Origin of the sequence: Frankia sp. CgMI4, from assembly GCF_001756285.1 — a bacterium.
Lineage (GTDB): Bacteria > Actinomycetota > Actinomycetes > Frankiales > Frankiaceae > Frankia > Frankia casuarinae.
The window spans coordinates 1-23,774 of record NZ_MAQZ01000075.1 but is presented as its reverse complement, the minus strand read 5'-3'; the positions used below and the strand labels follow the sequence as shown (position 1 = coordinate 23,774).

General features: G+C 70.1%; 19 protein-coding genes and 3 pseudogenes. 6 read left to right on the top strand and 16 right to left on the bottom strand.

What is annotated here, in order from left to right; translation table 11 throughout:
• Positions 1-244: 244 nt before the first annotated feature.
• Positions 245-2,464: an NADP-dependent isocitrate dehydrogenase gene (locus Manayef4_RS13035; protein ID WP_070131769.1), complete on the top strand. Its 2,220-nt coding sequence runs from the start codon at positions 245-247 to the stop codon at positions 2,462-2,464.
• 342 nt (positions 2,465-2,806) lie between these two features.
• Here the strand turns inward: Manayef4_RS13035 and Manayef4_RS13030 are convergent, their stop codons facing one another.
• The 3 genes from Manayef4_RS13030 to Manayef4_RS13020 all read right to left on the bottom strand — a co-directional run bounded on the left by Manayef4_RS13030 (position 2,807) and on the right by Manayef4_RS13020 (position 7,300).
• Positions 2,807-4,726, bottom strand: coding sequence for a DUF2142 domain-containing protein (locus tag Manayef4_RS13030; protein ID WP_254665630.1), 1,920 nt, complete (start codon positions 4,724-4,726; stop codon positions 2,807-2,809).
• 187 nt (positions 4,727-4,913) lie between these two features.
• A complete protein-coding gene (locus Manayef4_RS13025; protein ID WP_254665629.1) occupies positions 4,914-5,504 on the bottom strand; it encodes a hypothetical protein in 591 nt (196 codons plus the stop codon).
• A 218-nt stretch (positions 5,505-5,722) separates the two neighbouring features.
• The gene (locus tag Manayef4_RS13020; RefSeq protein WP_232235146.1) at positions 5,723-7,300 is read right to left on the bottom strand and encodes a N,N-dimethylformamidase beta subunit family domain-containing protein; all 1,578 of its coding nucleotides are present in this window, start codon (positions 7,298-7,300) and stop codon (positions 5,723-5,725) included.
• A 391-nt stretch (positions 7,301-7,691) separates the two neighbouring features.
• On the opposite strand from Manayef4_RS13020, the gene Manayef4_RS13015 reads away from it, so the two are divergent.
• Positions 7,692-8,048, top strand: coding sequence for a helix-turn-helix domain-containing protein (locus Manayef4_RS13015; RefSeq protein WP_070131765.1), 357 nt, complete (start codon positions 7,692-7,694; stop codon positions 8,046-8,048).
• A 122-nt stretch (positions 8,049-8,170) separates the two neighbouring features.
• Here Manayef4_RS13015 and Manayef4_RS13010 read toward each other — a convergent pair whose 3' ends face one another.
• Complete coding sequence (locus Manayef4_RS13010) at positions 8,171-8,737, bottom strand: YceI family protein (protein ID WP_023841451.1); 567 nt, start codon at positions 8,735-8,737, stop codon at positions 8,171-8,173.
• Positions 8,738-8,918: 181 nt separating this feature from the next.
• On the opposite strand from Manayef4_RS13010, the gene Manayef4_RS24995 reads away from it, so the two are divergent.
• Together Manayef4_RS24995 and Manayef4_RS13000 are read left to right on the top strand one after the other, a co-directional pair.
• On the top strand, positions 8,919-9,131 hold the full coding sequence (locus tag Manayef4_RS24995) for a hypothetical protein (protein ID WP_157493442.1): 213 nt from the start codon (positions 8,919-8,921) through the stop codon (positions 9,129-9,131).
• Between the two features lie 68 nt (positions 9,132-9,199).
• Positions 9,200-10,198, top strand: a pseudogene (locus Manayef4_RS13000) (molybdopterin dinucleotide binding domain-containing protein); the annotation flags it as partial.
• Positions 10,199-10,413: 215 nt separating this feature from the next.
• Here the strand turns inward: Manayef4_RS13000 and Manayef4_RS12995 are convergent.
• On the bottom strand, positions 10,414-11,829 hold the full coding sequence (locus Manayef4_RS12995) for a hypothetical protein (protein WP_070131764.1): 1,416 nt from the start codon (positions 11,827-11,829) through the stop codon (positions 10,414-10,416).
• Positions 11,830-12,078: 249 nt separating this feature from the next.
• Positions 12,079-12,309 (bottom strand): hypothetical protein, encoded by a 231-nt coding sequence (locus Manayef4_RS12990; RefSeq protein ID WP_217494112.1) that lies wholly within the window; start codon positions 12,307-12,309, stop codon positions 12,079-12,081.
• Positions 12,310-12,721: 412 nt separating this feature from the next.
• Here Manayef4_RS12990 and Manayef4_RS12985 point away from each other — a divergent pair, with 412 nt between their 5' ends.
• Entirely contained in the window at positions 12,722-14,002 is a 1,281-nt protein-coding gene (locus tag Manayef4_RS12985; RefSeq protein WP_235187144.1) for a lipase, read from the top strand.
• A 1,035-nt stretch (positions 14,003-15,037) separates the two neighbouring features.
• On the opposite strand, the gene uppS is transcribed toward Manayef4_RS12985, so the two are convergent.
• From uppS to Manayef4_RS12960, 4 genes are all read right to left on the bottom strand, one after another.
• Positions 15,038-15,811 carry a polyprenyl diphosphate synthase gene (gene uppS, locus Manayef4_RS12975; protein ID WP_023841459.1) on the bottom strand — a complete coding sequence of 258 codons (774 nt, stop codon included), beginning with the start codon at positions 15,809-15,811 and terminating at the stop codon, positions 15,038-15,040.
• Between the two features lie 322 nt (positions 15,812-16,133).
• Entirely contained in the window at positions 16,134-16,388 is a 255-nt protein-coding gene (locus Manayef4_RS12970; protein ID WP_011436631.1) for a hypothetical protein, read from the bottom strand.
• 542 nt (positions 16,389-16,930) lie between these two features.
• The gene (locus Manayef4_RS12965) at positions 16,931-17,476 is read right to left on the bottom strand and encodes a DUF1360 domain-containing protein (protein WP_035733351.1); all 546 of its coding nucleotides are present in this window, start codon (positions 17,474-17,476) and stop codon (positions 16,931-16,933) included.
• 204 nt (positions 17,477-17,680) lie between these two features.
• A complete protein-coding gene (locus Manayef4_RS12960; protein WP_023841461.1) occupies positions 17,681-18,052 on the bottom strand; it encodes a hypothetical protein in 372 nt (123 codons plus the stop codon).
• 258 nt (positions 18,053-18,310) lie between these two features.
• Here Manayef4_RS12960 and Manayef4_RS12955 point away from each other — a divergent pair, with 258 nt between their 5' ends.
• Positions 18,311-19,477 (top strand): class I SAM-dependent methyltransferase, encoded by a 1,167-nt coding sequence (locus Manayef4_RS12955; protein WP_254665628.1) that lies wholly within the window; start codon positions 18,311-18,313, stop codon positions 19,475-19,477.
• A 291-nt stretch (positions 19,478-19,768) separates the two neighbouring features.
• Here the strand turns inward: Manayef4_RS12955 and Manayef4_RS12950 are convergent, their stop codons facing one another.
• The 6 genes and pseudogenes from Manayef4_RS12950 to Manayef4_RS12930 form a co-directional block, all read right to left on the bottom strand.
• The gene (locus Manayef4_RS12950; protein ID WP_023841463.1) at positions 19,769-19,996 is read right to left on the bottom strand and encodes a hypothetical protein; all 228 of its coding nucleotides are present in this window, start codon (positions 19,994-19,996) and stop codon (positions 19,769-19,771) included.
• Between the two features lie 248 nt (positions 19,997-20,244).
• Positions 20,245-20,565 (bottom strand): hypothetical protein, encoded by a 321-nt coding sequence (locus Manayef4_RS25995; RefSeq protein ID WP_070131763.1) that lies wholly within the window; start codon positions 20,563-20,565, stop codon positions 20,245-20,247.
• Between the two features lie 184 nt (positions 20,566-20,749).
• Positions 20,750-20,860: pseudogene (locus tag Manayef4_RS25990) on the bottom strand (TetR/AcrR family transcriptional regulator); the annotation flags it as partial.
• Positions 20,861-20,985: 125 nt separating this feature from the next.
• Entirely contained in the window at positions 20,986-21,396 is a 411-nt protein-coding gene (locus tag Manayef4_RS12940) for a PaaI family thioesterase (RefSeq protein ID WP_011436636.1), read from the bottom strand.
• 230 nt (positions 21,397-21,626) lie between these two features.
• On the bottom strand, positions 21,627-23,144 hold the full coding sequence (locus tag Manayef4_RS12935) for an HNH endonuclease signature motif containing protein (protein WP_083282435.1): 1,518 nt from the start codon (positions 23,142-23,144) through the stop codon (positions 21,627-21,629).
• Between the two features lie 101 nt (positions 23,145-23,245).
• Positions 23,246-23,656 (bottom strand): annotated as a pseudogene (locus Manayef4_RS12930) (MFS transporter); the annotation flags it as partial.
• Between the last annotated feature and the right edge of the window lie 118 nt (positions 23,657-23,774).

The following is a 23,774-nucleotide window of genomic DNA, read 5'->3' as shown; positions in this document are numbered from 1 at the left end:
CGAAGTTGGCTCCTAGGTTGGCCCCGTGGACGGCGAGCCGGGCCGTCCGGAACCGGTCGGCGACCGCGTGCCCGGGTTGTCCGGAGCGTCACCGAGCCCCGCGCGCGAGGAGACCCGATATGGCGATCATGCTGGTCGGTGGGGTGCCGCTGCCGACAGCCCCGGCCCGGCGAGGACCCCGGTGGAGCGGGCGTTCAGGGCATACCTTGATACCCAGATGAAACAGACGCGAAGCGGAGTATCGGTGACTGACTCGACCATCATCTATACACACACTGACGAGGCTCCGGCCCTGGCGACGTACTCGTTCCTGCCCGTGGTCCAGGCGTACGCCGCGACGGCCGGGGTTAGTGTCGACAGCCGCGACATCTCCCTGGCGGGGCGGATCATCGCCAGTTTCCCCGAGGATCTCGAGGAGGCCCAGCGCATCGAGGACGCGCTCGCCGAGCTCGGTGAGCTGGCMAGGACGCCCGAGGCGAACATCATCAAGCTGCCGAACATCTCGGCTTCGATTCCGCAGCTGAAGGCGGCGATCGTCGAGCTGCAGAAGCGGGGCTATGCGCTGCCGGACTACCCGGACGACCCGAAGACCGACGAGGAGCGGGAGATCCGCGCCCGTTATGACAAGGTGAAGGGCAGCGCCGTCAACCCGGTGCTGCGCGAGGGCAACTCCGACCGCCGCGCCCCGGCCTCGGTGAAGAACTACGCCCGGACCCACCCGCACCGGATGGGCGCGTGGACACCCGACTCGAAGACGAACGTCGCCACGATGGGCGCCGACGACTTCCGCTCCACCGAGAAGTCCACGATCATCGCCGCGGCCGGCACGCTGCGCATCGAGCTTGCGGGTGACGACGGCAGCACCACCGTCCTGCTCCCGTCCCTGCCGGTGCTGGCGGGCGAGGTAGTGGACGCGGCCGTCCTGCGGGTGGCCGCGCTGCGCGAGTTCCTCACCGCGCAGATCGCCCGGGCCAAGGCCGAGGGCGTGCTGTTTTCGGTGCACCTGAAGGCCACGATGATGAAGGTCTCCGACCCGATCATCTTCGGCCACGTGGTACGGGCCTTCTTCCCGAAGACGTTCGCCACCCACGGCGCGACGCTCGCCGCGGCCGGCCTGTCCCCGAACGACGGGCTCGGCGGTATCCTCAAGGGCCTGGAATCGCTGCCCGAGGGCGCGCAGATCAAGGCCTCCTTCGCCGCGGAGCTCGCCGAGGGCCCCGCCCTGGCAATGGTCGACTCCGACCGYGGCATCACCAACCTGCACGTGCCCAGCGACGTCATCGTCGACGCCTCCATGCCGGCCATGATCCGTACCTCCGGCCACATGTGGGGCCCGGACGGCCGGGAGGCGGACACCCTGGCGGTCCTGCCCGACTCGAGCTACGCCGGCATCTACCAGGTCGCCATCGACGACTGCCGGGCGCACGGCGCCTACGACCCCGCGACGATGGGCTCGGTGGCCAACGTCGGCCTGATGGCGCAGAAGGCCGAGGAGTACGGCAGCCACGACAAGACCTTCGAGATCCCCACCACGGGCACGGTGCGGATCGTCGACCAGGCCGGCACCGTGGTGCTGGAGCAGGCGGTCGCCGCCGGCGACATCTTTCGCGCCTGCCAGACCAAGGACGCGCCGATCCGGGACTGGGTGAAGCTCGYCGTCGCGCGCGCCCGCGCCACCGGTGACCCGGCGGTGTTCTGGCTCGACGAGAACCGCGCCCACGACGCGAGGCTGATCGAGAAGGTCCGGGCGTATCTGCCCGGGCACGACACCTCCGGGCTGCGGATCGAGATCAAGGCTCCGGTCGACGCGATCGCGTTCTCACTGGAGCGGATCCGCCGCGGCGAGAACACGATCTCAGTCACCGGCAACGTGCTGCGTGACTATCTGACCGACCTGTTCCCGATCCTGGAGCTCGGCACGAGTGCCAAGATGCTCTCGATCGTCCCACTCATGAACGGTGGCGGCCTGTTCGAGACCGGCGCCGGCGGCTCCGCGCCCAAGCACGTCCAGCAGCTGCTCAGGGAGAACTACCTGCGCTGGGACAGCCTGGGCGAGTTCCTGGCGCTCGCGGCCAGCTTCGAGCAGTTCGCGCGGACGACGGGCAACGCGCGTGCCCAGGTGCTCGCCGACACCCTCGACCGCGCGACCGCCACCTTCCTCAACGAGGACAAGTCGCCCAGCCGCCGGCTGGGTGGCCTCGACAACCGCGGCAGCCATTTCTACCTGGCGCTCTACTGGGCGCAGGAGCTGGCCGCGCAGATCGGCGACCCCCGTCTCGCGGAGGCGTTCGCCGGTCTCGCCAAGACGCTCGCCGACCAGGAGAAGGCGATCGTCGACGAACTGATCGCGGTCCAGGGCTCGCCTGCCGACATCGGGGGGTACTACCAGCCCGACCCCGTCAAGGCCGCGGCCGTCATGCGTCCGTCGAAGATCTTCAACGAGGCCATCGCCAGCCTCGGCTGACGAGACCCGAGCGAGGGTCCCACGCCAAGGAGGGGGATCCCACGCGATAACGCGATGAGAGGAGGGCCCCGGCCTCCGGGTCCGGACCCGGACCCGGGGCCCTCCCGTCGTCGGCAGCGGCCATGCCGTGACTCCGTGTAGCGCAATGGCCTCCATCTGCCGCGGCGGAACTTCGCTCCAACGATGAACCGGCATATGGATTGTTATTCCGTCATCAACATGTCTGTTGAGGTTCATGGGCGGCGCCTAGCGTCAGCCGGGTAGTTGAGCGATTTTCCGGGCCAGTCAGTGATATTGAGCAGGGTTTCGGGCTGGTCGGTGATGACGACGCGCTGGAGTTGATCAGGTCCCGGTTGCCGGGCCTGTCGCCGGCGGAGCGGCGGGTCGCCGATGCGGTCCTGCCGGCGCCGCTGAAGGTCCTGGACATCTCGTGACCCGGACCGGCCGGGCCCTGATCTGACGCGTCCCCGCCGCCGGGCGATGCGGGCGAACGCCGCGGCCCGGCCGCCACAGCCCGGCCGCCGCGGCGGCGAGCAGGCAGCAGGCACCGGCTCCCGCCAGGGCCATCCAGGGGACCCAGCCACCCGGAGGATTCCACTGCGACGAGCCCAGGAACCAGGCCGGTCCATAGCTGCCCACGGCGCTGCGCTGCCAGTCCGTCCACAGGCCGACGGCATGCACCGCGACCACCGCCATGACGGCGACGGCGGGCCCCGCCCGGCGCAGGGTCGCGGGGATACGCGCGGCCCGCCGGGTCAGGATCTCCCCGGCCGCCAGGGGTACCAGCACCGCGATCGGCAGCAGGTACCGCCCGTAAACCGGGAAGCGCGTCTGCCGCAGGACCAGCACGTCGAGCACCACCGCCACCGCCACCACGCCGATCAGCACCGCGCCGAGGCGGATCCGCTGCCGCCAGGTTCCCACGACGAACGCCGCACCGAGCAGGACCAGCAGGCACGCGCCCCACGTCCAGTAAGCGAACGAGGGCATCCGCAGGCTCGCCCAGCCGAACACCCCGACCCACTGCCGTGCCCAGGCGGGCGCGTCGGACGACAGCTGCCGCAGCCCCTGCTCCGCGAGCTCACGGCGTATCCCCGGGTGTGGCTGCACGCGCCTCTCCCAGACCGCGGTCGCGACGACCCCGGCCACGGCGAGGGCGATCCACGGAACCGAGAGCCACCCGACCAGCCGGTGCCGCCGGGGCCCCTCCGTTGGCTGGGTCCCTTCTGTTGACCGGGGCCGCTCGACCGGCCGGGGCTGCTCGACGGCGGGTACCGCATCGACGGCCCGCGCCCGCGCGCGGGGGGCCGCGAGACCGGCGGCAATCATCGGGGTGAGCAGCACCCACAGGGGACCGGACGGCCGGGACAACGCCACCAGCGCGGCGACGAGGCCGAGGGCGGGCCAGATCCACCTCGGCGGCGCGCCCGGTCGACCGAGTCGCAGCGCCAGGGTGAACAACGCGGTCGCGCCCGCGATCTCCATCCCGTTCGTGCCGAGGACGGAACCCAGGAACAACGCCATCGGCGAGACCGCCAGCAGCACGCCGCCGACCGAGAGCAGTCCGGCGCGGGAATCCCAGGAGGCGAAGATAATGATCGTCAACAGCGTCACCACGATGGCAGCCGAGGTCGCCCGCCCGGCGTAGAGCGCGCCGTCCGCCGTGTGCGTGTGGATCATCACGGCACCCTCGACCGCGTAGAGATAGGGCTCATAGGTGCCCACGTAACTGAGGGCCCGCGTCGCCGGCGGCCGGGGGCGCGGACGGTCGAGGCACGCGACGGACACCCAGTCGCGGAAGAGGTCGCAGGGCAACCCCGCCGCGCCAGGGTTGAGCCCGGCGGGCAGGGCGAAGACGCGGCTGTTGCGATTGATCCAGTCGATCCGTTCGGCGCGGCCCGGTCCGTTGCCGAACGACGGATGTGCCAGCCTGCCGGGTGTTCCCGTCCATTGTCCGGTGCCCGCGCCGACCGCCTTCACGAAGTGGGCGGGCTCGTCGGGGCCGAACCCCGGCGGGTTGGTGGCGACCCAGGCCGCGACGAGCAGGAGGAACCCCGCGACGAGAAGCCGGGGAGGCAGCCGGGACGCACCCGGGGACCGGTCGGCCGTGCCACGCAGCCGGCCCCGCCGGCCCGGCCAGCCCCGCCGGCCCGGCCAGCCCGGCCGGCCCCGCCAGCCCGGCCAGCTACTTCGGCCACTCCGGTGATGCGCGGCACTGCCGGGACGGTCCGTCGCCGAACGGCACTCCGGTCCACCGGCCATGACTCCCCCGTCGCGCCCCGACGTCCGATGGTTCCCTCGCCCCATCGCACCCTGTCACGCTTATCTAACTCCACTGCATGATTGGCGGATTGGCGGGACCGGGCCGATCGTCCGCGGGTCGCCACCAGGGCCCGCCGGGCGGAACGGCGAGGCGGCGGGGCGGCGGGGCGGCGGGGCGGAGCGGAACTCAGCCGGCGCCGGGCACCGTGACGTTCTTCTCCGTGAAGCCGAAACCGGCCTGTCCGGCGGTCTGCTGGAAAGCGGTGAAGAGGTTCTCCTCGGAGTTGATGTCGGCATCCGTCGCGGTGCCGTTCTTCAACTTCCCGGTGAGGGTGTTGAACTTGTCGCTGATTGACTGCACCACGTTGCACAGTGACGGGTTGGCCAGGGCGAACTTCTTGGCGACCTTGAGTTCGTGGACGGTGAACACGCCGGCGACCGCGGCCTTGGCGTAGGTACGTTTCCGTTTCGGGGCTCCGGATCGGAAGCCGCCGTTCTTCGCCGGCTTGTAGATGTACCGGTGGAAGGCCCCGAGCGCGAGGCCCGCGTGCACCGCGAACCGCGTCTTGGCGAAGGCCCTGCTGTTGCCGCCCGTCGGGCAGGCACCGCTGTACTCGGAGTCGTCGTCGGTGCCCGTCGAGCTGGATGCCGTGGCGCCCTGCACGGTCTTGGAGCCGCCGTTCGAGGAGTTGCACGCCCCGAGCAGCACGGCCGGGAGCAGCGCCACCAGCAGGACGATTCCCCATCGTGATGCGCGGCCCGCCGGTCTGGCGATCATCGAAGACATCCACTACCTACTTTCGACAGCGTTCGCCGGCATCGCGGATGTCCGGCGAACGATCTACGGCGTTACGCGTGCGATGGGTGACTCTAGACGAGTAGGCCCTGGATCGGAGCGGATGGGGCAAACGGGCAGGTGGGCAGGCAGGCAGACGGGCAGGCAGGCAGACGGGCAGGTGGGCAGGCAGGCAGACGGCGGCACAACGGGGTTTCGGGTCAGCGTTCGCTGCCGGTGACCGGCGTGCTGCGGGCCTCGGCCGGGACGGACCGGGCCGCGGGGTGGACCCGCCCGGCCGGCCCCGCGGCGAAGGCCTGCAGCAGGGTGGTGGTGACCTGGGTGACGAACCGCTGCACCGGCTCCCCATGGGCGCCCGGCCCGCAGACATCGAGCAGGGCGCACACCCACGCGCTGGTGCCGGCGTCGAAGACACCGGCCCCGGACGGCGCCGTGTAGTAGCTGACGTCGGAGTAGTCGGCCTGACCGTGGCAGGCCACCGGCGAGTGGGCCAGCACTTCGATCATCTGTGGCGTCGGCCGGTTGGGATCGACGCGATCATATTCGGACCCGATCATGCCCGGGATCCGGCTGCCCGCCGCCAGCCCCGTGCCGGCCAGCAGCCAGTGACCGGGGTTGGTCACCACCAGATCGGCGTGCACCGGGTTGCACTGGTACATGCCGCCGGTGAGCGAGCTCTCCGGGTCGGCGTTCGGCGGCGACGGCCAGTTCGCGGTGATCTGGCTGTTGTCCCGCCCGTACAGGGGGTCCTCGTTGGCGACCTTGTAGCCCGTTTCCAGYCGGTCGGGCCCATGGGGCGTGGGCGCGAGCCGGATCCGGCGGTATACGGCGTTGGCGCCGAGGAAGGCGATGTTCGCCCCGGCGTCCCGGGCGGCGGTCAGTGTCGCCCGCATCCGCGGCGAGTAGTACTCGTCGTGCCCCAGCGAGATCACCGCGCGGGCACCGTCGAACAGCCGCGGCTCGGCATGCAGGTCGATGTCGGTGGCATAGGCGAGCGGCAGGCCGAGCCGCTCTGCCAGCGTCACCAGGGGCGCCTCGTTCCCGGTGAAGTCCGCGGCACCGTCGCCGTAGCCGTAGGGCCGGTCGAACGAGACGACGCGGGCGCGGTCGGCGAAACCCCGCAGCCCGTGGTAAAGGCTGTAGCCTCCCCAGGCGTTGTACGCCTGCCAGGTGGTGACCGAGTTGAGGATCACGATCCTGCCCTGCGCGGACGGGCTGCGCACCGTCAACGGCACGTACGACTGGAATCCGTTGCTGCTGTCGAGGCGGAACAGGTAGTCGCCCGGCGGCCACGTCGCCGTGTCGAAGGTCACGGTCGGGGCCCACGACGCGGCCGACACGGTGTTCGTCGTCGCGTTCATCGCCGCCGACGGCTGGACCCGGCCGGGCAGCTCCTCCCGCCGGGTGATGAGCCGGCAGGTGTGGCCGCCGTACCAGCCGATCCGGAACACCGAGACGGCGAGCCGGCTCGCCGTGGTGGAGGCGAACAACCGTACGGGCTGACCGGGGTCGACGCCGACCCGGTCCAGCCAGCCCTCGACCGCGTGGCCCTCGCCGAGCCGGGCCAGCCCGCAGTCGGCGCCGGGCCGGGCGTTTTCGGCCTTGACGTCGAACCCGGCGGGCGTGTCCGGCTCCGTGGGTCTCCCGGACCCGCCCGACGCGTCGGTACCGGCCGACGGCCGGTTACCCGCCGCGGGCGATGAGCCGTCACAACCGGTGCCGACCAGCCCGATCAGGCCGACCAGCGCGACGGCCGTCAACGCGACACGGGGTGACACGGGACGGGATCGCACGGCGCCCGACCGGACGATGCCCGACCGGACGATGCCCGACCGGACGATGCCGGAGGGGACGATGCGGCCGCCGGTCGGGCGCCTGTCCTGCCGCGACCACCACGTAACCCGCAGTCCCGACGCAATCTGCGATCGCAAGCCGCCCCCGTCCCTACCCGATCTTCACCTCGCTCCCGTGCCGGATCGCTATCCGATCGACCTGATGGCTCAGTGCGAGGATGTGGCGGGTCAACCGTAGCCGCAGGCCCGGGGGACCCGCCCAGCGCGCTGTGACCCTGTCCTGCGTCGTGACCTGCGCTGCGTCGTGACCTGCGCTGCGTCGTGACCTGCGCTGCGCCGAGGCACCCGTGATGCGTCGGGCACCTACTATGACCGGATGGTTGCGAGGCCGGAGGACGGCGTGAGYTGTCAGGCGCTGACTCCGGTCTTCGCGCTGCTGGGGAAGCGGTGGAGCGGTCTGATCATCAGTACGCTGATGGCTGGCCCGGCGAGGTTCTCCGAGATAGCGAAGCTGGTGCCGGGGGTGAGCGAGCGGATGCTRTCGGGCCGCCTCACCGAACTCGTCCAGGCCGGCCTCGTGGAGCGTGAGGTTCTCGAGGGGCCGCCGGTGGCGACGCGTTATCGGCTCACCCGGCGGGGCGAGGKGCTGCGCACGGCGCTGCACGAGCTGGAGGTGTGGGCGCAGGAGCATCTCGTCGCGCGCGGGGAGCCGCCGTGTCCCAGGACCCCCTGACCGGGGCTTGCTGACCGGGGCTTGCCGGGCCGGTGGAGGTGCCCGCGGCCTCCGTCGCGAGCCCGGATGATCTCGGGGCGCGGGCTCGCGACGGCGCGGGACCGGTTGGGGAGCCGGGTTGATCAGGGGGCGATGAACTGCAGGTCGAGCTCGATCTTGACCTTGTCGGAGAGGGCGAGCCTGCCGGCACCGAGCGGCAGGTTGAAGGTGATGCCATAGTCGCCGCGGCGGATCTCGGTCGTCGCGGCGAAGCCGGACCGGACGCGGCCATCTACGGGGTGAGTGTCGACCCCGTAGAACTCGACCGCCAGGGTGACGGGTCTGGTCACGCCGTTGATCGAGAGATCGCCGGCGAGTTCGTACTCCTCGTCGCTGCCCGTGACGGACGTCGAGGTGAACGTGATGGACGGATGGGACGCGAGGTCGAAGAAGTCGGCGGAACGCAGGTGCGCGTCCCGGTCGGGCTGGTTGGTGTTGATCGAGGCCAGGTCGATCTCGGCGCCGACGGACACCGACTCCAGGGTGTCGCCGACCGACAGCGTCGCGGAGAACGTGTCGAAGCGCCCGCGGACGTTGGTGACGCCGAGATGGCGAATCTGGAAGTTCACGCCCGAGTGCGCGGGGTCGAGCGTCCAGGTGCCGGCGGCCAGAGGCAGCGGAGCGACGTCGGACGGGGATGGCGCGGTCACGGGACCTCCAGGTCGATGATCGACTAATGGGGCGGTGGCCGTTGCGGCTGCAACGGTACCCCTACAAAACATTAGCGGCTAACGAAAGACAAGGGGTAGCGGGGCCCTGGCCCGCTGTCGGTTCAATGTTGGTACCGGTTCAATGCCGGTGCCGGTGCCTGTCCTCATGGGGGTGTCAGTCATGTCGCGTAGGCGGAGTGAGGCTTTCGAAGCGGCGGCCGGGGTGCGTGCCGGGGCCGGGGTGCGTGCCGGGGCCGGCGGTGACGAGGACGCCGACCTGCGGGTGGAGGAGCCGGCGTCGGCGGCGGCGGGGCTGGCGGGGATGGGGCATGCGGTGGCGCGGTCGTGGGAGCGGATGGGGCCGGCCCGGGGGTGCGGACGTTGCGGCTGGTGAACCAGGATCACGGGTTTGACTGTCCGGGGTGCGCGTGGCCGGATCCGCCGGTGGGGGAGCGGTCGGTGGCCGAGTTCGCCTTCACCCCGCCGCGCCGCCACGGGTTCGATGCGGTGGGGACGATCCGGGCGATGCGCGACGGCCGGGTGAGGGTGTTCCTCGGCATGGGCGGGAACTTCGTGGCCGCGAGCCCGGACACCGCGGTGACGGAGGCGGCGATGCGGTCGTGCCGGCTGACGGTCCAGGTGTCGACGACGCTGAACCGGTCGCATGTGGTGACGGGCCGGGCGGCGTTGATCCTGCCGGCGCTGGGCCGTACGGAGATCGACGTGCAGGCCGCCGGACCGCAGCAGGTCAGCGTCGAGGACTCGATGGGGATGGTGCACGCCTCCCGCGGCGGTCTGGCGCCGGCCGGCCCGGGGCTGCGCTCGGAGGTGGCGATCGTCTGCGGCGTCGCGGCGGCCACCCTGGCCGGCCAGCCGGAGGTGGCCGAATCGGGGACAGCGGACCGGGTGGGGCTCGCCGGGGACTACCGGCGGATCCGCGCCCACATCGCCCGGGTCGTCCCCGGGTTCACCGATTACGAGGCGGGCCTGGCCGAGCTGGGGGGATTCCCGCTCCCGCACCCGCCGCGGGACAGCCGGACGTTCCCGACGCCGAGCGGGCGGGCCGCGCTGACGGTCAACACCTGTGAGGTGCTGCGGGTCCCGCCGGGACACCTGCTGTTGCAGACCGTCCGCTCCCACGACCAGTACAACACGACGATCTACGGCATGGACGACCGGTACCGCGGGGTGCGCCGCGGCCGGCGCGTCGTGTTCGTCCACCCGGACGACCTCGACGACCTCGGTATCGCCGACGGCACCCACGTCGACCTCGTTGGGGTCTGGACGGACGGGATGGACCGGCGCGCGGAGAACTTTCGCGTCGTGGCCTACCCGACCGCCCGCGGCTGCGCCGCCGCCTACTTCCCGGAGACCAACGTCCTGGTCCCCCTCGACAGCACCGCCGCCCGCAGCAACACCCCCACCTCGAAATCCCTGATCATCCGCCTGGAGGCAGGCTGAGACCGGGCCGGCACGGGCGAGTCGGAGGTATCCAACGGCCGGTCAGCCACGGTGGGGGCGGGTCCATATGATCATCTGGTCGCTCCTGTGCCCGGTCCGGCCTGTGGGCGGGTCCAATGGGTCGCCCGGCTGGGCGTATCGGTCGATCCAGGACGCGAGGGTGTCAGATGCGCCCACTCGAAGCCCCGGCGCAGGGGTGTGTTCCGGCGGCTGGATCAGGCCGTCGCCGGCGTCGATCTGCCGGCGGAAGCCCCCCGCCGGGGCAGAGCGTCCGCGGCGCCTGCGGGGGTGGCTGGTCTGCGTCGTGCGAGATCGGGTTCTTGACGGCGGTTGCCGGGGAGGATGCGGCGCTCCCAGCCGAACAGGTAGAGCAGGACGGGGACGAAGGCGAACTTGAACAGTTCGAAACCCTGCGCGGAGTTGATGAGGGAAGCGACCAGGAAGGGTATGAAGAGGGCGGCCGATGCCGGCCGTTTGACCAGCCGCAGCAGGACCAGGAAGATCGCTGCCAACAAAGCGTACGCGCCGATCCGACCGAAGTCGAACAGCCAGGTCACGTAGAGGGAGTTGGCCGCGTAGTTCCGGTCGTCACCGTATTTCTGGGCGAGATAGACGGAGTTCGAGTTCGGGCCGTAGCCGATGTTCGGATGACCGTTCTGCCGAGCCTCGGCCATGACGATCCGCGCGCTCGTGTAACGGCCGTTGGCGGTGGCGGGTGCCGTGTCATCGCCCAGCGCATCGAGTCCGGCGACGAGCCGGCCGAACGCGACCGTCAGGCCGTTGTTGCTGGCCAGGTAGCCGGTCGGGTCGATCCGGCCGATCCCGACGACGGTCAGTGGCAGGACGGCGGCGAGGACGATCGTCCGGCGGCCCCGGGCAGCCACCGCTCGAATCCCGTTGAGATAACAGAAGATCAGGCTGATAGCGGCGGTGAGCAGGACCGTGGGTGATTTGGTCAGCAGACCGGCGAGGACGACGAGTGCCAGGTTTCGCCACGACCTGCGCCGGACCGCCAGCAGGATCAGCACGGAGATGACCGGGGCCCAGGACGAGGGCTCGGCCAGCAGCCCGCGCAGCCGGGGCGTGCCGCCGGAGCCGGCGTCTACCCACACCGGCGCCGGTAGGACGGCGGCGACGGCATAGCCGGCCAAGGCGATCCACACGCAGCCCAATGACATCCGCCAGAAGACGTGTTCGAGGTGGCGGYGATCGAAGAAGAATGCCGCAAAGACGGCGATCGAGGCGTAGAAGACGCCGAACCGCAGGCTTGCCGCGAGGTATTCGGCCGCGCCGTCCGGGCCCATCGGGCCCATCGGGCCCATCGGGCCCATCGGGGCAAGGGAGTAAAAGCACATGACCGCCGCGATGAAAAGTACGGCCGACAGGCTGCGCAGCGCGCTGTGGACGAAGGTGGCACCGTTGCGGCGCGAGACCAGGGAGAGCACCGCGAGAAAGGAATAGAGAAAAACCTGGATCTTTGTGGTCGGGATGCCCACCCTGGCCGTTGGGGAGACCGGAACGGTGCAGACCAGATAACAGCCGACGAACACCCAGGTCGCCAGCCGGGCGGCCGGCCCGATCAGCTCGTTCTGCTGCGTCTGCTCCGCGGTTTCCGGGGCGGTTTCCCGCATCCCGGGGGAGCTGGCGGAGGTCGGATCGGGGCAATCGTGACCGATTTCATCACTAGCATTATAGATTTCCCTCCAAGGGGATAAACGCCGTGATTTTCCCGAAGCCCATGGGGAGCATGGTAACAACCACCGGAGCACTTTCCCGCGGCCTCCCTCGGCGGTGGGGCGCGGGTGTCGCCGCGGCGACCCTTTCCGGGGATCGACTGCCGATAGAGGCCGGACTGCTCGCCGGGCTTCCCACGAACCGGGTCACGACCCGGAGACCCCTTGCGCGGCACCGCGCAGCCGGGCGGCGGCGAACAGGTCCRCCATCGCCGCCGGGAAATCCTCGCTGATCTGTGGACCCAGCTCCGGGCCCACCTCGTCGACTCCCGGGCCGGCGATCTCCAACCGGTGGACGACCGCGGTCCGGCCGTCGCCGAGTGGCGTTAGCGTGTGCCGGATGATAACCCCTCGCGTAGATGGTCTGTCCGAAGACATTATAGGGAGGGTGATCCGGCGAGAGCCGGTGAGCCGTCCGAATCCCGTGCGCGGTGGTTTTCCCCGCCCGGCTCGACCCGCTGACCGCATTCATCCTGGACAGGCCCACTTTTAGGATCACCGGCGTGGCGACAGGCCCACTTCTAGCGTCACCGGCATCGCAATGCACACGCGGGAAGGAAGCCACATGCAGGAAAGAGGCCACGTGCAGAAAAGAAGTCATGTGCCACTGGGGCGTCACATGCGAGAAATCGGCCACGCGCGGGAAATGGGCCGCGTGCGGGAAGGAGGTCACATGCGGGAAACGGGTCACGCGCGGGAAACGGGTCATGTCCAGGAAGAAGGCCAGGAAGGAGGCCACGCGCCGCGGAGACGTCACGCGCGGCTGGTAGGTCACGGGCAGCAGGACATCGTGAGGAGGGGACGGCGCTCCCGGCGGCGCCGGACCGTCATCGGGCTCGTCCTCGCCGCGACGACCGCGGCGACGGCCGCCGCGACGACCAGCGCCCTCATCGACCCCGCCGCGGCCACCGGGCCGACCGCGGCTTGGCACCACACATCCTCCTACCGCGGGGATGTGGTCTCCGTCAAACGGCTACGGGTCCTGTCGGCGGAGTATGTGCGGGCGGTCCTGGCCAGTACCGGGTTCGACGCCGATCCGGAGGTGATCCGGTCGGGGGTGCGGACCTACCGGGTCGTGTACTACACGATCGACCCCCGTGGACGTCGGACGACCGCCAGCGGCCTGGTGGCGCTGCCGCGCACCGAGGACCGCTGGCTGCAGGTCGTCTCCTACGCCCACGGCACCGAGATCAACCGCGCGGACGCCCCGTCGACCGCGACCGATCTGGAGGCCAACTCCTGGGGGCAGGCCCCGGCCCTCACCTACGCCGCCGCCGGGTTCGCTGCGGTCGCCCCCGACTACCTGGGCTACGGCGTCGGGCCGGGTGACCATCCGTGGTTGGATGTCCCCTCGGAAACCAGCGCGTCGCTGGACCTGCTCCGTGCGGCGCGCACCGTCGCCGCGCGTGAAGGCCGGAAGTTCAAACGGGATGTGCTGGTCACCGGGTTCTCCCAGGGCGCTTCGGCGGCCACGGGACTGGGGAAGGCACTGTGGGCCGGCGCCGACCCGTCGTTCCGGCTCGGTGCCCTGGCGCCCGTCAGCGGAGCCTATGACCTGCGTTCCGTGGAGCTGCCGGCATGGCTGAACGGGCAGGTCGCATGGCCCTTCGGTGTCGGCTACACCGCCTTCTTCCTCGTCTCCTGGAACCGCCTGTACCACCTGTACCGCTCGCCCGCGGAGGTGTTCCAGGATCCGAAGGTCGCGACGCTCTTCGACGGCAAGCACACCGGGGAGCAGATCCTCGCCGGCCTGCCGGCGACCACCGGCAAGCTGCTCACCCCGCACGGCTTCGACCTGCTCCGCAACCCCTGGGACGGGCTGGCCGTGGGGCTGTGGGCGGCGGACCATACCTGTTCGAACTGGAACCCGAGGGCGCCGGTCCGGCTCTTCGTCGGCGGCGCCGACCATCAGGTTCCGCGGGCCAACAGCGAGCATTGCCAGGCCGCGTTCCTGGCACGTGGCGCCGACGCCCCGATCATCAACCTGGGACCCAACGTCGGTCATCTCGACTCCAACAAGGCCGGTACGGCCGCGGTCGTCCGCTGGTTCCGGCAACAGGTGCAGCAGTAGCGGCGAGTTGACGGACCAGGACGATCCATGCTCTCCGGCCTGATCCCGGCGCGGGCCTGATCCCGGCGCGGGCTGGGCCGGACGGTCGGGGCGCGGGTGGTTGTGGCATTCCACCCGCGTCCCGACTACCGCCGGTCCCATCGCCGGCGATGGTCGGTTCATCGCCAGCGGCGGTCAGGTATCTCGGCGCCTCTTGGGAGTGCAGACAAGATAATCAACGGTGTTGACGACGTTCCGACCGCCATTTTTGATCATGGCTAGATTCGGAAAGGCCACACCGGGGGCCCGATGGTTTCGGTGCGGACGGGGAAATTGGGGCTGGGCATATTGACCTCGAGTCCGAGCCTCTTGTTGATTTTGAGAGCGCGATTCGCATAAAAAGCGAGGATTCGCGGGGCCACTGACGCCACCGTGGCGGTGGCCGGCTCGGGTATGACGGCCGAAACTATCGCAGCTATGTCGACGCCGTTAGCGACCATCTCGGTCTCCTCTCTGGTGAAGAAGATCTTCCAACCCTTGTGGACGCTGGTGGCGGATGCCATTGATGCTCCGTTTATGTCTGACCTCAGGTCCCGACAGGCGACAGGCTTGCACCAGAGCGACGGAGACTCGATGGTAGTTCGCTGATGGCGCAATAAGCACTTACTTGCGGTAATGGCACCACTGGGCGTTTCCGCGGGCAGGATGCGGCCGACCGGGCGGGTGACCAGCCGTCGGACGACGACGATGCGCTGGGTGCTCGACACATCCCTGAAGCCCATAGGTGGCCCATGGCCGGCGTTGACCGCCTGAACGATCTTCCTGCCCGGCGGGATACCAGCTCCGCTCAAGAGAGGAAAGGAGGAAAGGAGGAACGAAGGGGGGRGGGGCCGGGCGAAGGAAGAAATGATCGGGCAACGGGAAGCGGAAACCCGACGCGCGCAGTCCGCCGTCCAGGGGGCGGGCTCAGGAGTGGCTCAGGAGTGGCTCAGGAGTGGCTCAAGGGCGGTTCAGGAGACGGGCCGGGGGCTGCTCATGGGCGGGCCAGACGGTGGATCAGGCGCCGTGGCGTCGCTCCCTGGCGGCGAAGCTGCGCAGGGCGCGCAGGAAGTCGATCTCACGGAACGCCGGCCAGTACGCCTCGCAGAAATACAGCTCCGAGTAGGCGCTCTGCCAGAGCAGGAAGTTGGACAGCCGCTGTTCCCCGCTGGTGCGGATCACCAGATCGGGGTCGGGCTGGCCGGCGGTGTAGAGGTGCTGGGCGATGTCGTCCACGGTCAGCGTCGACGCGACGTCGGTCAGCGAGTCCCCGGCCTCGGCCCGCTCGTGCAGCAGCTCGCGCAGGGCCTCGATGACCTCCTGGCGACCCCCGTACCCGACGGCGAGGGTGACGTGGGCGCCGGTCGTGACGCTGCGGGTTGTCTCCACGGCCTCTTTGAGGACACGGGCCGTGCTGTCCGGCAGCGTGTCCAGCATGCCCGCGAGATGGACCTGCCAGCGGGCGTCCGGCCGCCCGAGCCGGTCGGCCACCACCTGCTCGATCACCTGCATGAGGAAGGCGACCTCGGCGTCCCCGCGCTGCTGCAGGTTCTCCGTCGAGCAGACGAACACGGTGACGTGTTTGATGCCGACAAGCTCGCACCAGGACAGGACGTCCTCGGCGTGCTCGGCGCCGTACTTGTGGCCGAGGCTCGGATTCGCCATGCCCATCTCGCGGGCCCAGCGGCGGTTGCCGTCCATGACCAGCCCGACGTGCGCAGGCAGTGGACCCGCCATGACCTGCCGACGCAGGCGACGGGTGTAGAGCGCGTAGAGGGGGCCGGCCGTCATCTGCACCTTCGATTACACCTTCGATTGTGGGACGCCCGGCGATCGCGGGGCACCCGGGGGAGGAGGAGTCCGGGGAGAGCCCATGGTCGGAGAGGGGTTCATGGCCGCTTCCGGCCTGTGGTCGATGGGCCTGTGGTCGATCTGTCGTCGGTGCCGTGGGTGTCGCATCGCCGCATGCGGGGGTAGCGGGGTAGCGGGGGTAGCGGAGGAGTGGAGGAGTGGAGGAGTGGAGGAGCGGTACGTCGGAATACCAGTGTGCCCTCTCCCGAAGAAGGGCTTCCGCGGGGGCTCGGGCCGACGCCGCGATCGGGCGGTCCACCGGTCACAGGACCGCTACCGGCCCACCCGCCCCGTGCAGGTCCAGCGCCGGAATCACCAGCCAGCTCTCGTAGCCCCCCGCCCGGGCGTGCCGGTTCGCCTCGGCCGGTGTCACGAAGAATCCGACGACACCTTCCACCGCCCGATCCGGTCCGATGAGGACCGCCAACGCCCATAGCGGGCCGGATTGCTGCGGATTCGCGGCCGGAATATGCGACCACACGTCCGACCAGCTCGACTGGTCAGCCGAGGACTCCATCACGCACCCCTCTTCACGCAGCTTGTCCGGAGCCACCCACGGCGGCCATGGCGGACGAAGGTCGACCGGCGAGAACCATCGGTATCACTATCGGTGCCGCCTCTGCGTCTTACGGTGACATTCGGTAAGTTTCTGTCCATACTCTCGCCACGGCGCTCCAGATGAACAGCTTGGCGCCTCGGGCCCCTCTTCCGTGCCTATTTCAACACGAGCGCCGGCTGAGACGTGACACACGGACCGCCGTTCGGCGATGCTTTGATGATTTGAGTTCTTCGGACCCGTTCCAGGCCTTCGCGGTCGGCGGTCCAGCGAGGGAGTTCGCGCAGGTTRTCCGCCATGGCCCTTGGTCTCTCGCCGGGCACCGCGGGGTTCAAACGTCTGCACGTGCAGCCGGCTCTCACGATGGGACCGKACCCAATTCTTCTGGAGTATGCACGCGCAGATGTACGGGCGTGCGCATGCGCGTACGCACGTCACACATCATCACTGCGCCGCCAGTTCCCGTGATCTGGGTGCAACACCCACCACCCGGGCGGGAATGGTCAGCCCCTGGTGGCCCGTTGTTGCGCGTTCGCGTAGACGAGTTGAAGTAGGTCGGAGCCGGTGACCACCGTGAAGACGGATGCGGCGAGCCGCGTCGGCCGAGGCGCGACGACCAGGCCGAAGACGAAGCCGGTGGCCATCCACTGCGCGGTGCAGAACGGGCAAGTGAGTAGCTCACCCACGCTGTGYCGGGCCGGGGGATGCTCGCGGACCTCCTCGGCGAGTTCCGCCGGTCCCGCGGTGCCGCGGAAGCGGGTGAAGGGGGCGCGCAGCGGGCTCGTCACCGGGTCCTTGGTGAGAATGCGGCTCAGCTTGTGCGTGGCGATCGTGACGAGAACCAGGTCGGAGACCGCGAACCGCTCGGGCAGGACCGCACCGGACACCCGGCCGATCAGCCCGAGAGCCGCGCACAACCCGCCATACGCCGACAGGGTGGCAAGATAGCTGCGCAGCGGGCGGGGCTCGTTGCCCGCGTACTCGCTCTGTTCCTGGCGCGCCGTGTTGGTCAGGCGGGCCAGGACACCGGTTTTCGGGGCACGCATCATGTCGGATGCCTGCCCACCGTCTCCGACGGTAACCAGGTGGAACATGCCCCGCGACACGCCCCGCCGGCCGCCGCCAGTGGCGGACCCGGTGGAGGCCACCGGGTCCGCCGCCCGGGTCCGTGCGGCGGGAGGATGGGGTCATGCTCTCGTCGGCCGGCCTGGACGAGTTTGTCGCAGCTTTCGGGGTTGTCGGCCGGGTCTCGTTCAGGACTCCGGTGCCGCGTCCCCGTGGCCGTTCGCGTTGGCACGCCGGGTGGTCGTGTTGAACATGCGGGTGAGGTACTCGGTGCGCAGGACACCGCGGCCGTCGGCTCCGACATAGCCGACGTCGCGGGTGAGGTAGCCCTCGGGATAGGTGTAGCCGGCGGCGGTGACCTCGCCGTTGCGGGTCCACCAGGCTTTGCGCTGGGTGCGGCAGCGGTCGCAGGCGTGGATGACGTGGTAGGCGCGGGCCTCACGGTCCCAGGTGGCGCTGTGGGGCTGCCAGCGGTGTCCCATGGTGCGGCATTCCACGAAGCTCACGGGCAGGTCGTGCGCCCAGGACTCGATGCTGCGACGGGGGGACTGCTCGGCCATCAGGGTGTTGGCCCCTTTCCGGGGAGACGGTGCGCGGGACGGGAACGACGAATGTAACGGTGGGAGAACGCCGACGGTCTCCTGGAGTGATCCTGCCATCCGGACCCGGTGTGGGTCTCTTCGGTGGGCATGMTGGCGCGCCCCCTGTGACCAGGGTGTATTGGCAATGGACGGCCTACTGTAGTGGGTACGGAGGCAGCGTTGTCGTGCACGCGATTCACGCTGCCGCCTGCTTCACCGCAACCATCGACACTTTCGGTGAACGGCCTGCGGTTGTGGGGCGCGCGGGACGGGGACCTCGAGGCCGAGGTGGAGGCCGAGGTGGAGGCCGAGGTGGATGTGCACGGCTTCCAGCACGCTCACCCGGGCATGGCCGCCGATGGCGAGCGCGACGGGCCGATGATCACCTTCTTGCCTGTGGGTGCCCCTGCGGTAGTGGCATGCAATCGTGGAAGAGTGCGGGGACATCGGCCCATGGGCGGTCACGGGGGTGCGAGCCGGACCGCGGTGCTGGTGTGCCAGGGGCGGGCCGTCGCGCACGGGCGCATCGCTGTCGACCGGTTCGACGATCCGACAGCGATGATGTTTCTGCGCGCCGACGAACGGGGCGTTGTCGAGTGGGTGCGCGGTGGTGTCCCGCCGCGGGGGTGGGGGGCGCGGCTTGAGTTTGAGATGGTGCGGGCCTGCGGTGAGGTGATGGTGCCGCGTACCGTCGCCATCGACGAGGCCCTCCGGGAGGCCGTCGGTGGGGCCGACGGCGATCGGGAGGTGCGGCGGGCGGAGCAACTGGTGGTTCTCGGCGCGGGCCTGGACGGACGGCCCTGGCGGATGCCGGAGCTCGCCGGCGTCGCCGTATTCGAGGTCGATCATCCGGCGTCCCAGCGGGACAAGCTCGACCGGCTCGGGGACGCGGATCGGCTCGGGGACGCGGGGCCGCCGGGAACGGCACCGCGCTTTGCGCCGGTGGACTTCAGCCGTGACGACCTCGACGCGGCCCTGACGTCGGTGGGGCATCGGCCGACGGTGCCGACGGTCTGGATCTGGGAGGGTGTCGTACCCTACCTCACCCGTGGCCAAGTCGCCGCCACGACCCGGGTCGTGGCGGGGCGCTCGACCCCGGGAAGCCGCCTGATCGTTCATTACCACGCGCCGGCGCTCTCGGCGCTTCTCGGCCGGCTGGCGGGACGGGTGCTGACTATTGTGTCACGGCGCCCCGATCCCATGGCCCGCGAACCCAACCGCTCGGCATGGACCCCCGCCGCGATGCGTCGGATGCTCGCCGCCCACGGCTTCACCGTCCGCCGCGACGACGACCTGCTCACGCTCGCCCGGCGATTGGCGGTGCCGGTTCGGCACCGCCAATCGCTGCGCAACGGCCACGTCGTCGTAGCCGACCTCCTCGTGGCCGACTTCGACACGGTCTGACCCGCCCTGGTCTGGCGCCACCTCGCGCGCTCCGCTCACGCGAACCGATCCGCCAGTCACCCTGATCCGCCCGTCACCTGACCTACTTACAGTATGTAGCGCCATCGTGGGTTTCGGTTGGGGTTGACCGGGGATGATGTCCAGGGCACCCGTGTGGGGAAACCTGCGAGACCGCACTCGGCGATCGTGGCGACCGACCGGCAAGACACTGCGGACCGTACGCCGGTCGGTCGTCTCCGCGGCCGGGCACCGGGGGAACCGGAGCCACCGGAGGAGGTGAGAGGGGCCGGGTCAGAGCCGGTTGCGCAGCAATTGCTTGCCCTCCTCGGCGCCCTTGCGGCTTTCGTTCTGCGCCCGGCGGAACAAGCTAGCCAGCTCCTGGTCGTCGTCGCGCTCGGCGTCGCCGATGTAGGTCTCCAGCCGCAGCGCGTTGCTCAGACACCGCTCCGTGAACCACAGCAGGTCGTACTGGGCGTCCTTCGTGCCGGTGACGTTCCCGGTCTCGGCTGTCGTGGTCATCTGATCGGCTCCCTTCATCGGGGTCTGCGGATACACATCCTTCGGAGTACCAGTTCCCGCACGGGCCGCTCTTACCCGTCTGTCCGTCCGTGGCCCGAGCACGAGCGACCAACCGCAGAAGATCGACAGCCCGCTCGACACGATCCACGATCACGCCCGCGCCGCCCATGGCACCGCCTCCCCCGGGTGATCCGTCGTGATCCGTCGTGATCCGTCGTGATCCGTCGTGATCCGTCGTGATCCGTCGTCTATGATCCCGTACCGGGGTGGTGCTCCGTTTTATAAGATCCCGGGGTGTCATCGGTCGTCGGCCGGGACTGAACCCGCAGGCCATCGGTCATGATCGAGAGCAGGGGTCGAGCGTGGTCCGCCCGCTCCGGCGCCTGTTCCCGGATCCAGCCGATGGCGGTCACGAGAGAGATCACCTCCTCGACCCGCACGTCCGACCGGACGTCGCMGGCCCGCTGGGCCCGGACGAGGAATGCCAGCGTCGCCTGCTCGAGGGAGTAGCAGGACGCGTGCAGCCCCGTCTCCTCGTCGCGCACCATGGTGAGCAGCCTGGCGGCCACCCCCCCGGTAGGTCGCGATGTGCGCAATCAGTTTGTCGAGCCAACCGAACAGCGCCGCGCCCGCGTCCGGGGCGTCCAGCAGCCGGTCCACCTCGTCGAGTAGCGCGGCGGTCCGGTCGTGCGGCAGCGCCTCGAGCAGCGCGTCCCGGTTGGGAAAGTGCCGGAAGAGCGTGCCGATCCCGACCTCCGCCTGCCTGGCGACCTCGTTGAGGGAGATGTCCCTGTCGCTGCCGGCGAAGGCGCCCCGGGCCACCTCGAGGATCCGCTCGCGGTTGCGGCGCGCGTGCGAGCGCATCGGCCGGTCCGCCGTCGCCACGCTGCTGGCCGTGTGCACCTCCGGGGGGCTCGGCCGTACGCCCCTTCGAGCCTACGAAGCTTGGTCGTACGGAAGCTTGGTCGTCACGAGGGGTGTGCTGGTGGTCAGCGGCGCGCGACGGTGCCGAGCGCGACGGCGCAGAGCCGTTCCCCGTCCCTGTCTCCGCCGCGGTCGAAGACCTCGCAGCGCACGGTAACCAGAGTGGAGCCGGCGTGGACGACCTCGGCACGGGCGATGAGCTCGTCGCCCCGCGCCCCCCGGAGATAGTTGATCTTCATCTCGGAGGTCAGGACGGCGTCCCCCGCGACGCTGCCGGCGGCGAAGGTGAGGGCAGTGTCGGCGGCATAGCTCAGCGCCCCGCCGTGCGCGGCGCCGTGCTGCTGGCGTAGATGATCTCCGAGCGGGATGGTCAGCTCGGCCACCCCCGCCTCGAAGCGACTGAGCCGGGCGCCGAGCAGTCGACTGAAGGGCTGGGCTGCGAGTAGCCCGCGGGCCACGGCGATGTCGGGCGTCATCGGCTCTCCAGGAAGGTGTGCCTGCCGGCGGGGTGCCTACCAAGCAGTGTGGGCCTTGGGAGGTTCGTGGGTCGTCAGGGACTGGGCGCGGGTGGCGGAGGGGTGACGACACGATTGGCAGTGGTCTCGATGGCGGACTGCGGACTGATGATCTGGGCCGTGRCCGGCTGCGGTCGGCTGAGCCACTGCTTTCGTCTCGCTGCTCGCCTGAATCCAGGGCGAAGCGATGGTTATCCGCCTGGCGCGGTGTGTAGGAGGTCGGCGGTATGTCGTGAATAGGGGTTGCGGCGGGGTTTTCGTGCCAGGTCGATCCAGGGTGGAGGAAGGAACTCGGGCCGGCGGTCGGGGCCGAGCCGGACGGTCCAACCCTGGTGGTGCACGAACCGGTGATGATATCCGCACAGCAAGACCAGATTGTCGAGCGAGGTTTCTCCGCCGTCTATCCAATGACGAACATGGTGAATTTCACACCACGACGACGGGCGGTCACATCCCGGATATGCGCAGCAGACATCGCGGGCGATGACGGCGCGACGCAGATCCGCCGGTGCGCTCCGGTAGGCACGACCGACATCCAACGGAACGCTGGCCGCATCGAACAGCACCCGGCCGACCGAGGCGTCACAGGCCAGGCGGCGCAGCACACCGGCCGGCAGCGGCTGACCCCAGCCGGTCGAGGCCGGAGGCCCGCCGTGGCCGAGCAGCGCCGCCCACGGCACGGTCACCGTCAGATGCGGGCGCACCCCACCGGTCACGGGCAGAACGCCGGCACCGAGCACGCGGTGGAACAGCTCGACGAAGGCGTCGGCACGCCGCCGCGCCGGGGAACGCGGATCGGCGGTGCCGTCATCGCCGGGGCGGGGTCCGGCCAGCGGATCCAACGCCGAACGCAGCAGGGCGGCGGCTTCGGCATCAAGGGTGCCGCTGATCCGCGTGGTCCCGCCCGGCAGGTCGGTCAACCACAGACCCCGCCGGTCGGCAGGATCACTACCGGGACCCGGCCTACCGTCCCGGTCGCCCGCATCGCTCTGGTCGCCCGCATCGCTCTGGCTGTCCGGGTCGTTGTGGTGACCGGTGTCGGTGGGCCCGTCGCCGCCGGGGCTGGTATCGATCTGGGTGAGCTGTTCGCGCAGGTGCCGGCCGAGACGGGCCAGCTCCGCGGGGTCGAACATCCAGGCCAGCTCCAGCAGCGAAGCCTCCGCGGCGGTATACACCTCGGCGCCGAGGCCACGCGGCAGAGAACGCAGCGCCAGGTGGATCTCCCATGCTTGCTCTACAGTGATCACACCGGCGGTCAGGGCAGCGCCGGTCGCGGCCAGCGGGCCATCCACGGCAATCGCGAGATCAAGCAGACGCCGGGCGTCAACGGGACGCATCCGCAGCCGTTCCCGCAGCAACGCTGCCGTACCGGCCGCGCCCTCCCGCGCGGCCAGGTTCCGCCCATGAGCCTCCCGCGCCAGCGCGAGCCGCACCGCGGCAAGGCGGGCCAGCTCCACCGAACAGTCGTCCAGGGCGCCGTACAACTCGGCGTCCGACAACGACCACACCGGCGCCTCTACCAGGCCACCCACCTGCCCGGCCACCCCCACCAACCCGGACAGCACCCGATGCTGCCCGGTGGCGGGATCGGTGGCGGGATCGGTGGCGGGATCGGTGGCGGGATCGGTGGCGGGATCGGTGGCGGGATCGGTGGCGGGATCGGTGGCGGGATCGGTGGCGGGATCGGTGGCGGGATCGGTGGCGGTCATGGATCAAGCGTAGATCACCCCACCTCGGATGTCGAACCTATGTTCGATTACCGTTACTCGGTGCTGTGGTTGCCGAGCGGGCAGGAAGGCCGTTTCGTTGTGGCCGGCAGCGCCGGCAGGGCGACCGCGAGCGTCGCGACCCCGATCGGCACGTTGATGAAGATCCAGCGCCAGCTTGCGGTGTCGGTGAGGACGCCGCCGAGCACCTGGCCGATCGAGGCACCGGCGGCACCGGTGAAGCTGAAGACGGCGATCGCCCTGGCCCGCTGCCCGGGCTCGGCGAACAGTGTCCCCAGGATGCCCAGGCTGACGGCGGCGGCCATCGCGCCGCCGATCCCCTGCAGGAAACGCGCGAGGATCAGCATCGCGGGGCTGCCGGCCGCTCCCGCGAGAGCCGAGGCCGCGGTGAACACCGCGGTGCCGGACAAGAACATGCGCCGCCGGCTGATGAGGTCGCTAAGCCGTCCGGCCAGCAGCAGACTTCTGAAGGCGATCAGGTACGCAAGTAGTACGTCGTAGCAACGCCTGATCTACAGGGTAGAGAAAAGTTGCGATGACCCCAGATGTGGCAGGGGACCCCAGCGAGGCCCGCATGCTCGGGGCTTCGCCGGGGTCCCAAGGGCCAGCCGA

Coding starts and splice junctions, on each gene's coding strand:
- Manayef4_RS13030 (WP_254665630.1), bottom strand. CDS start 4,726: ATGGCCGGTGGACCGGAGTGCCGTTCGGCGACGGACCGTCCCGGCAGT.
- Manayef4_RS13025 (WP_254665629.1), bottom strand. CDS start 5,504: ATGATCGCCAGACCGGCGGGCCGCGCATCACGATGGGGAATCGTCCTG.
- Manayef4_RS24995 (WP_157493442.1), top strand. CDS start 8,919: ATGTCGCGTAGGCGGAGTGAGGCTTTCGAAGCGGCGGCCGGGGTGCGT.
- uppS (WP_023841459.1), bottom strand. CDS start 15,811: ATGACGGCCGGCCCCCTCTACGCGCTCTACACCCGTCGCCTGCGTCGG.
- Manayef4_RS12970 (WP_011436631.1), bottom strand. CDS start 16,388: ATGGAGTCCTCGGCTGACCAGTCGAGCTGGTCGGACGTGTGGTCGCAT.
- Manayef4_RS12960 (WP_023841461.1), bottom strand. CDS start 18,052: ATGGCCGAGCAGTCCCCCCGTCGCAGCATCGAGTCCTGGGCGCACGAC.
- Manayef4_RS12950 (WP_023841463.1), bottom strand. CDS start 19,996: ATGACCACGACAGCCGAGACCGGGAACGTCACCGGCACGAAGGACGCC.
- Manayef4_RS12940 (WP_011436636.1), bottom strand. CDS start 21,396: ATGACGCCCGACATCGCCGTGGCCCGCGGGCTACTCGCAGCCCAGCCC.
- Manayef4_RS12935 (WP_083282435.1), bottom strand. CDS start 23,144: ATGACCGCCACCGATCCCGCCACCGATCCCGCCACCGATCCCGCCACC.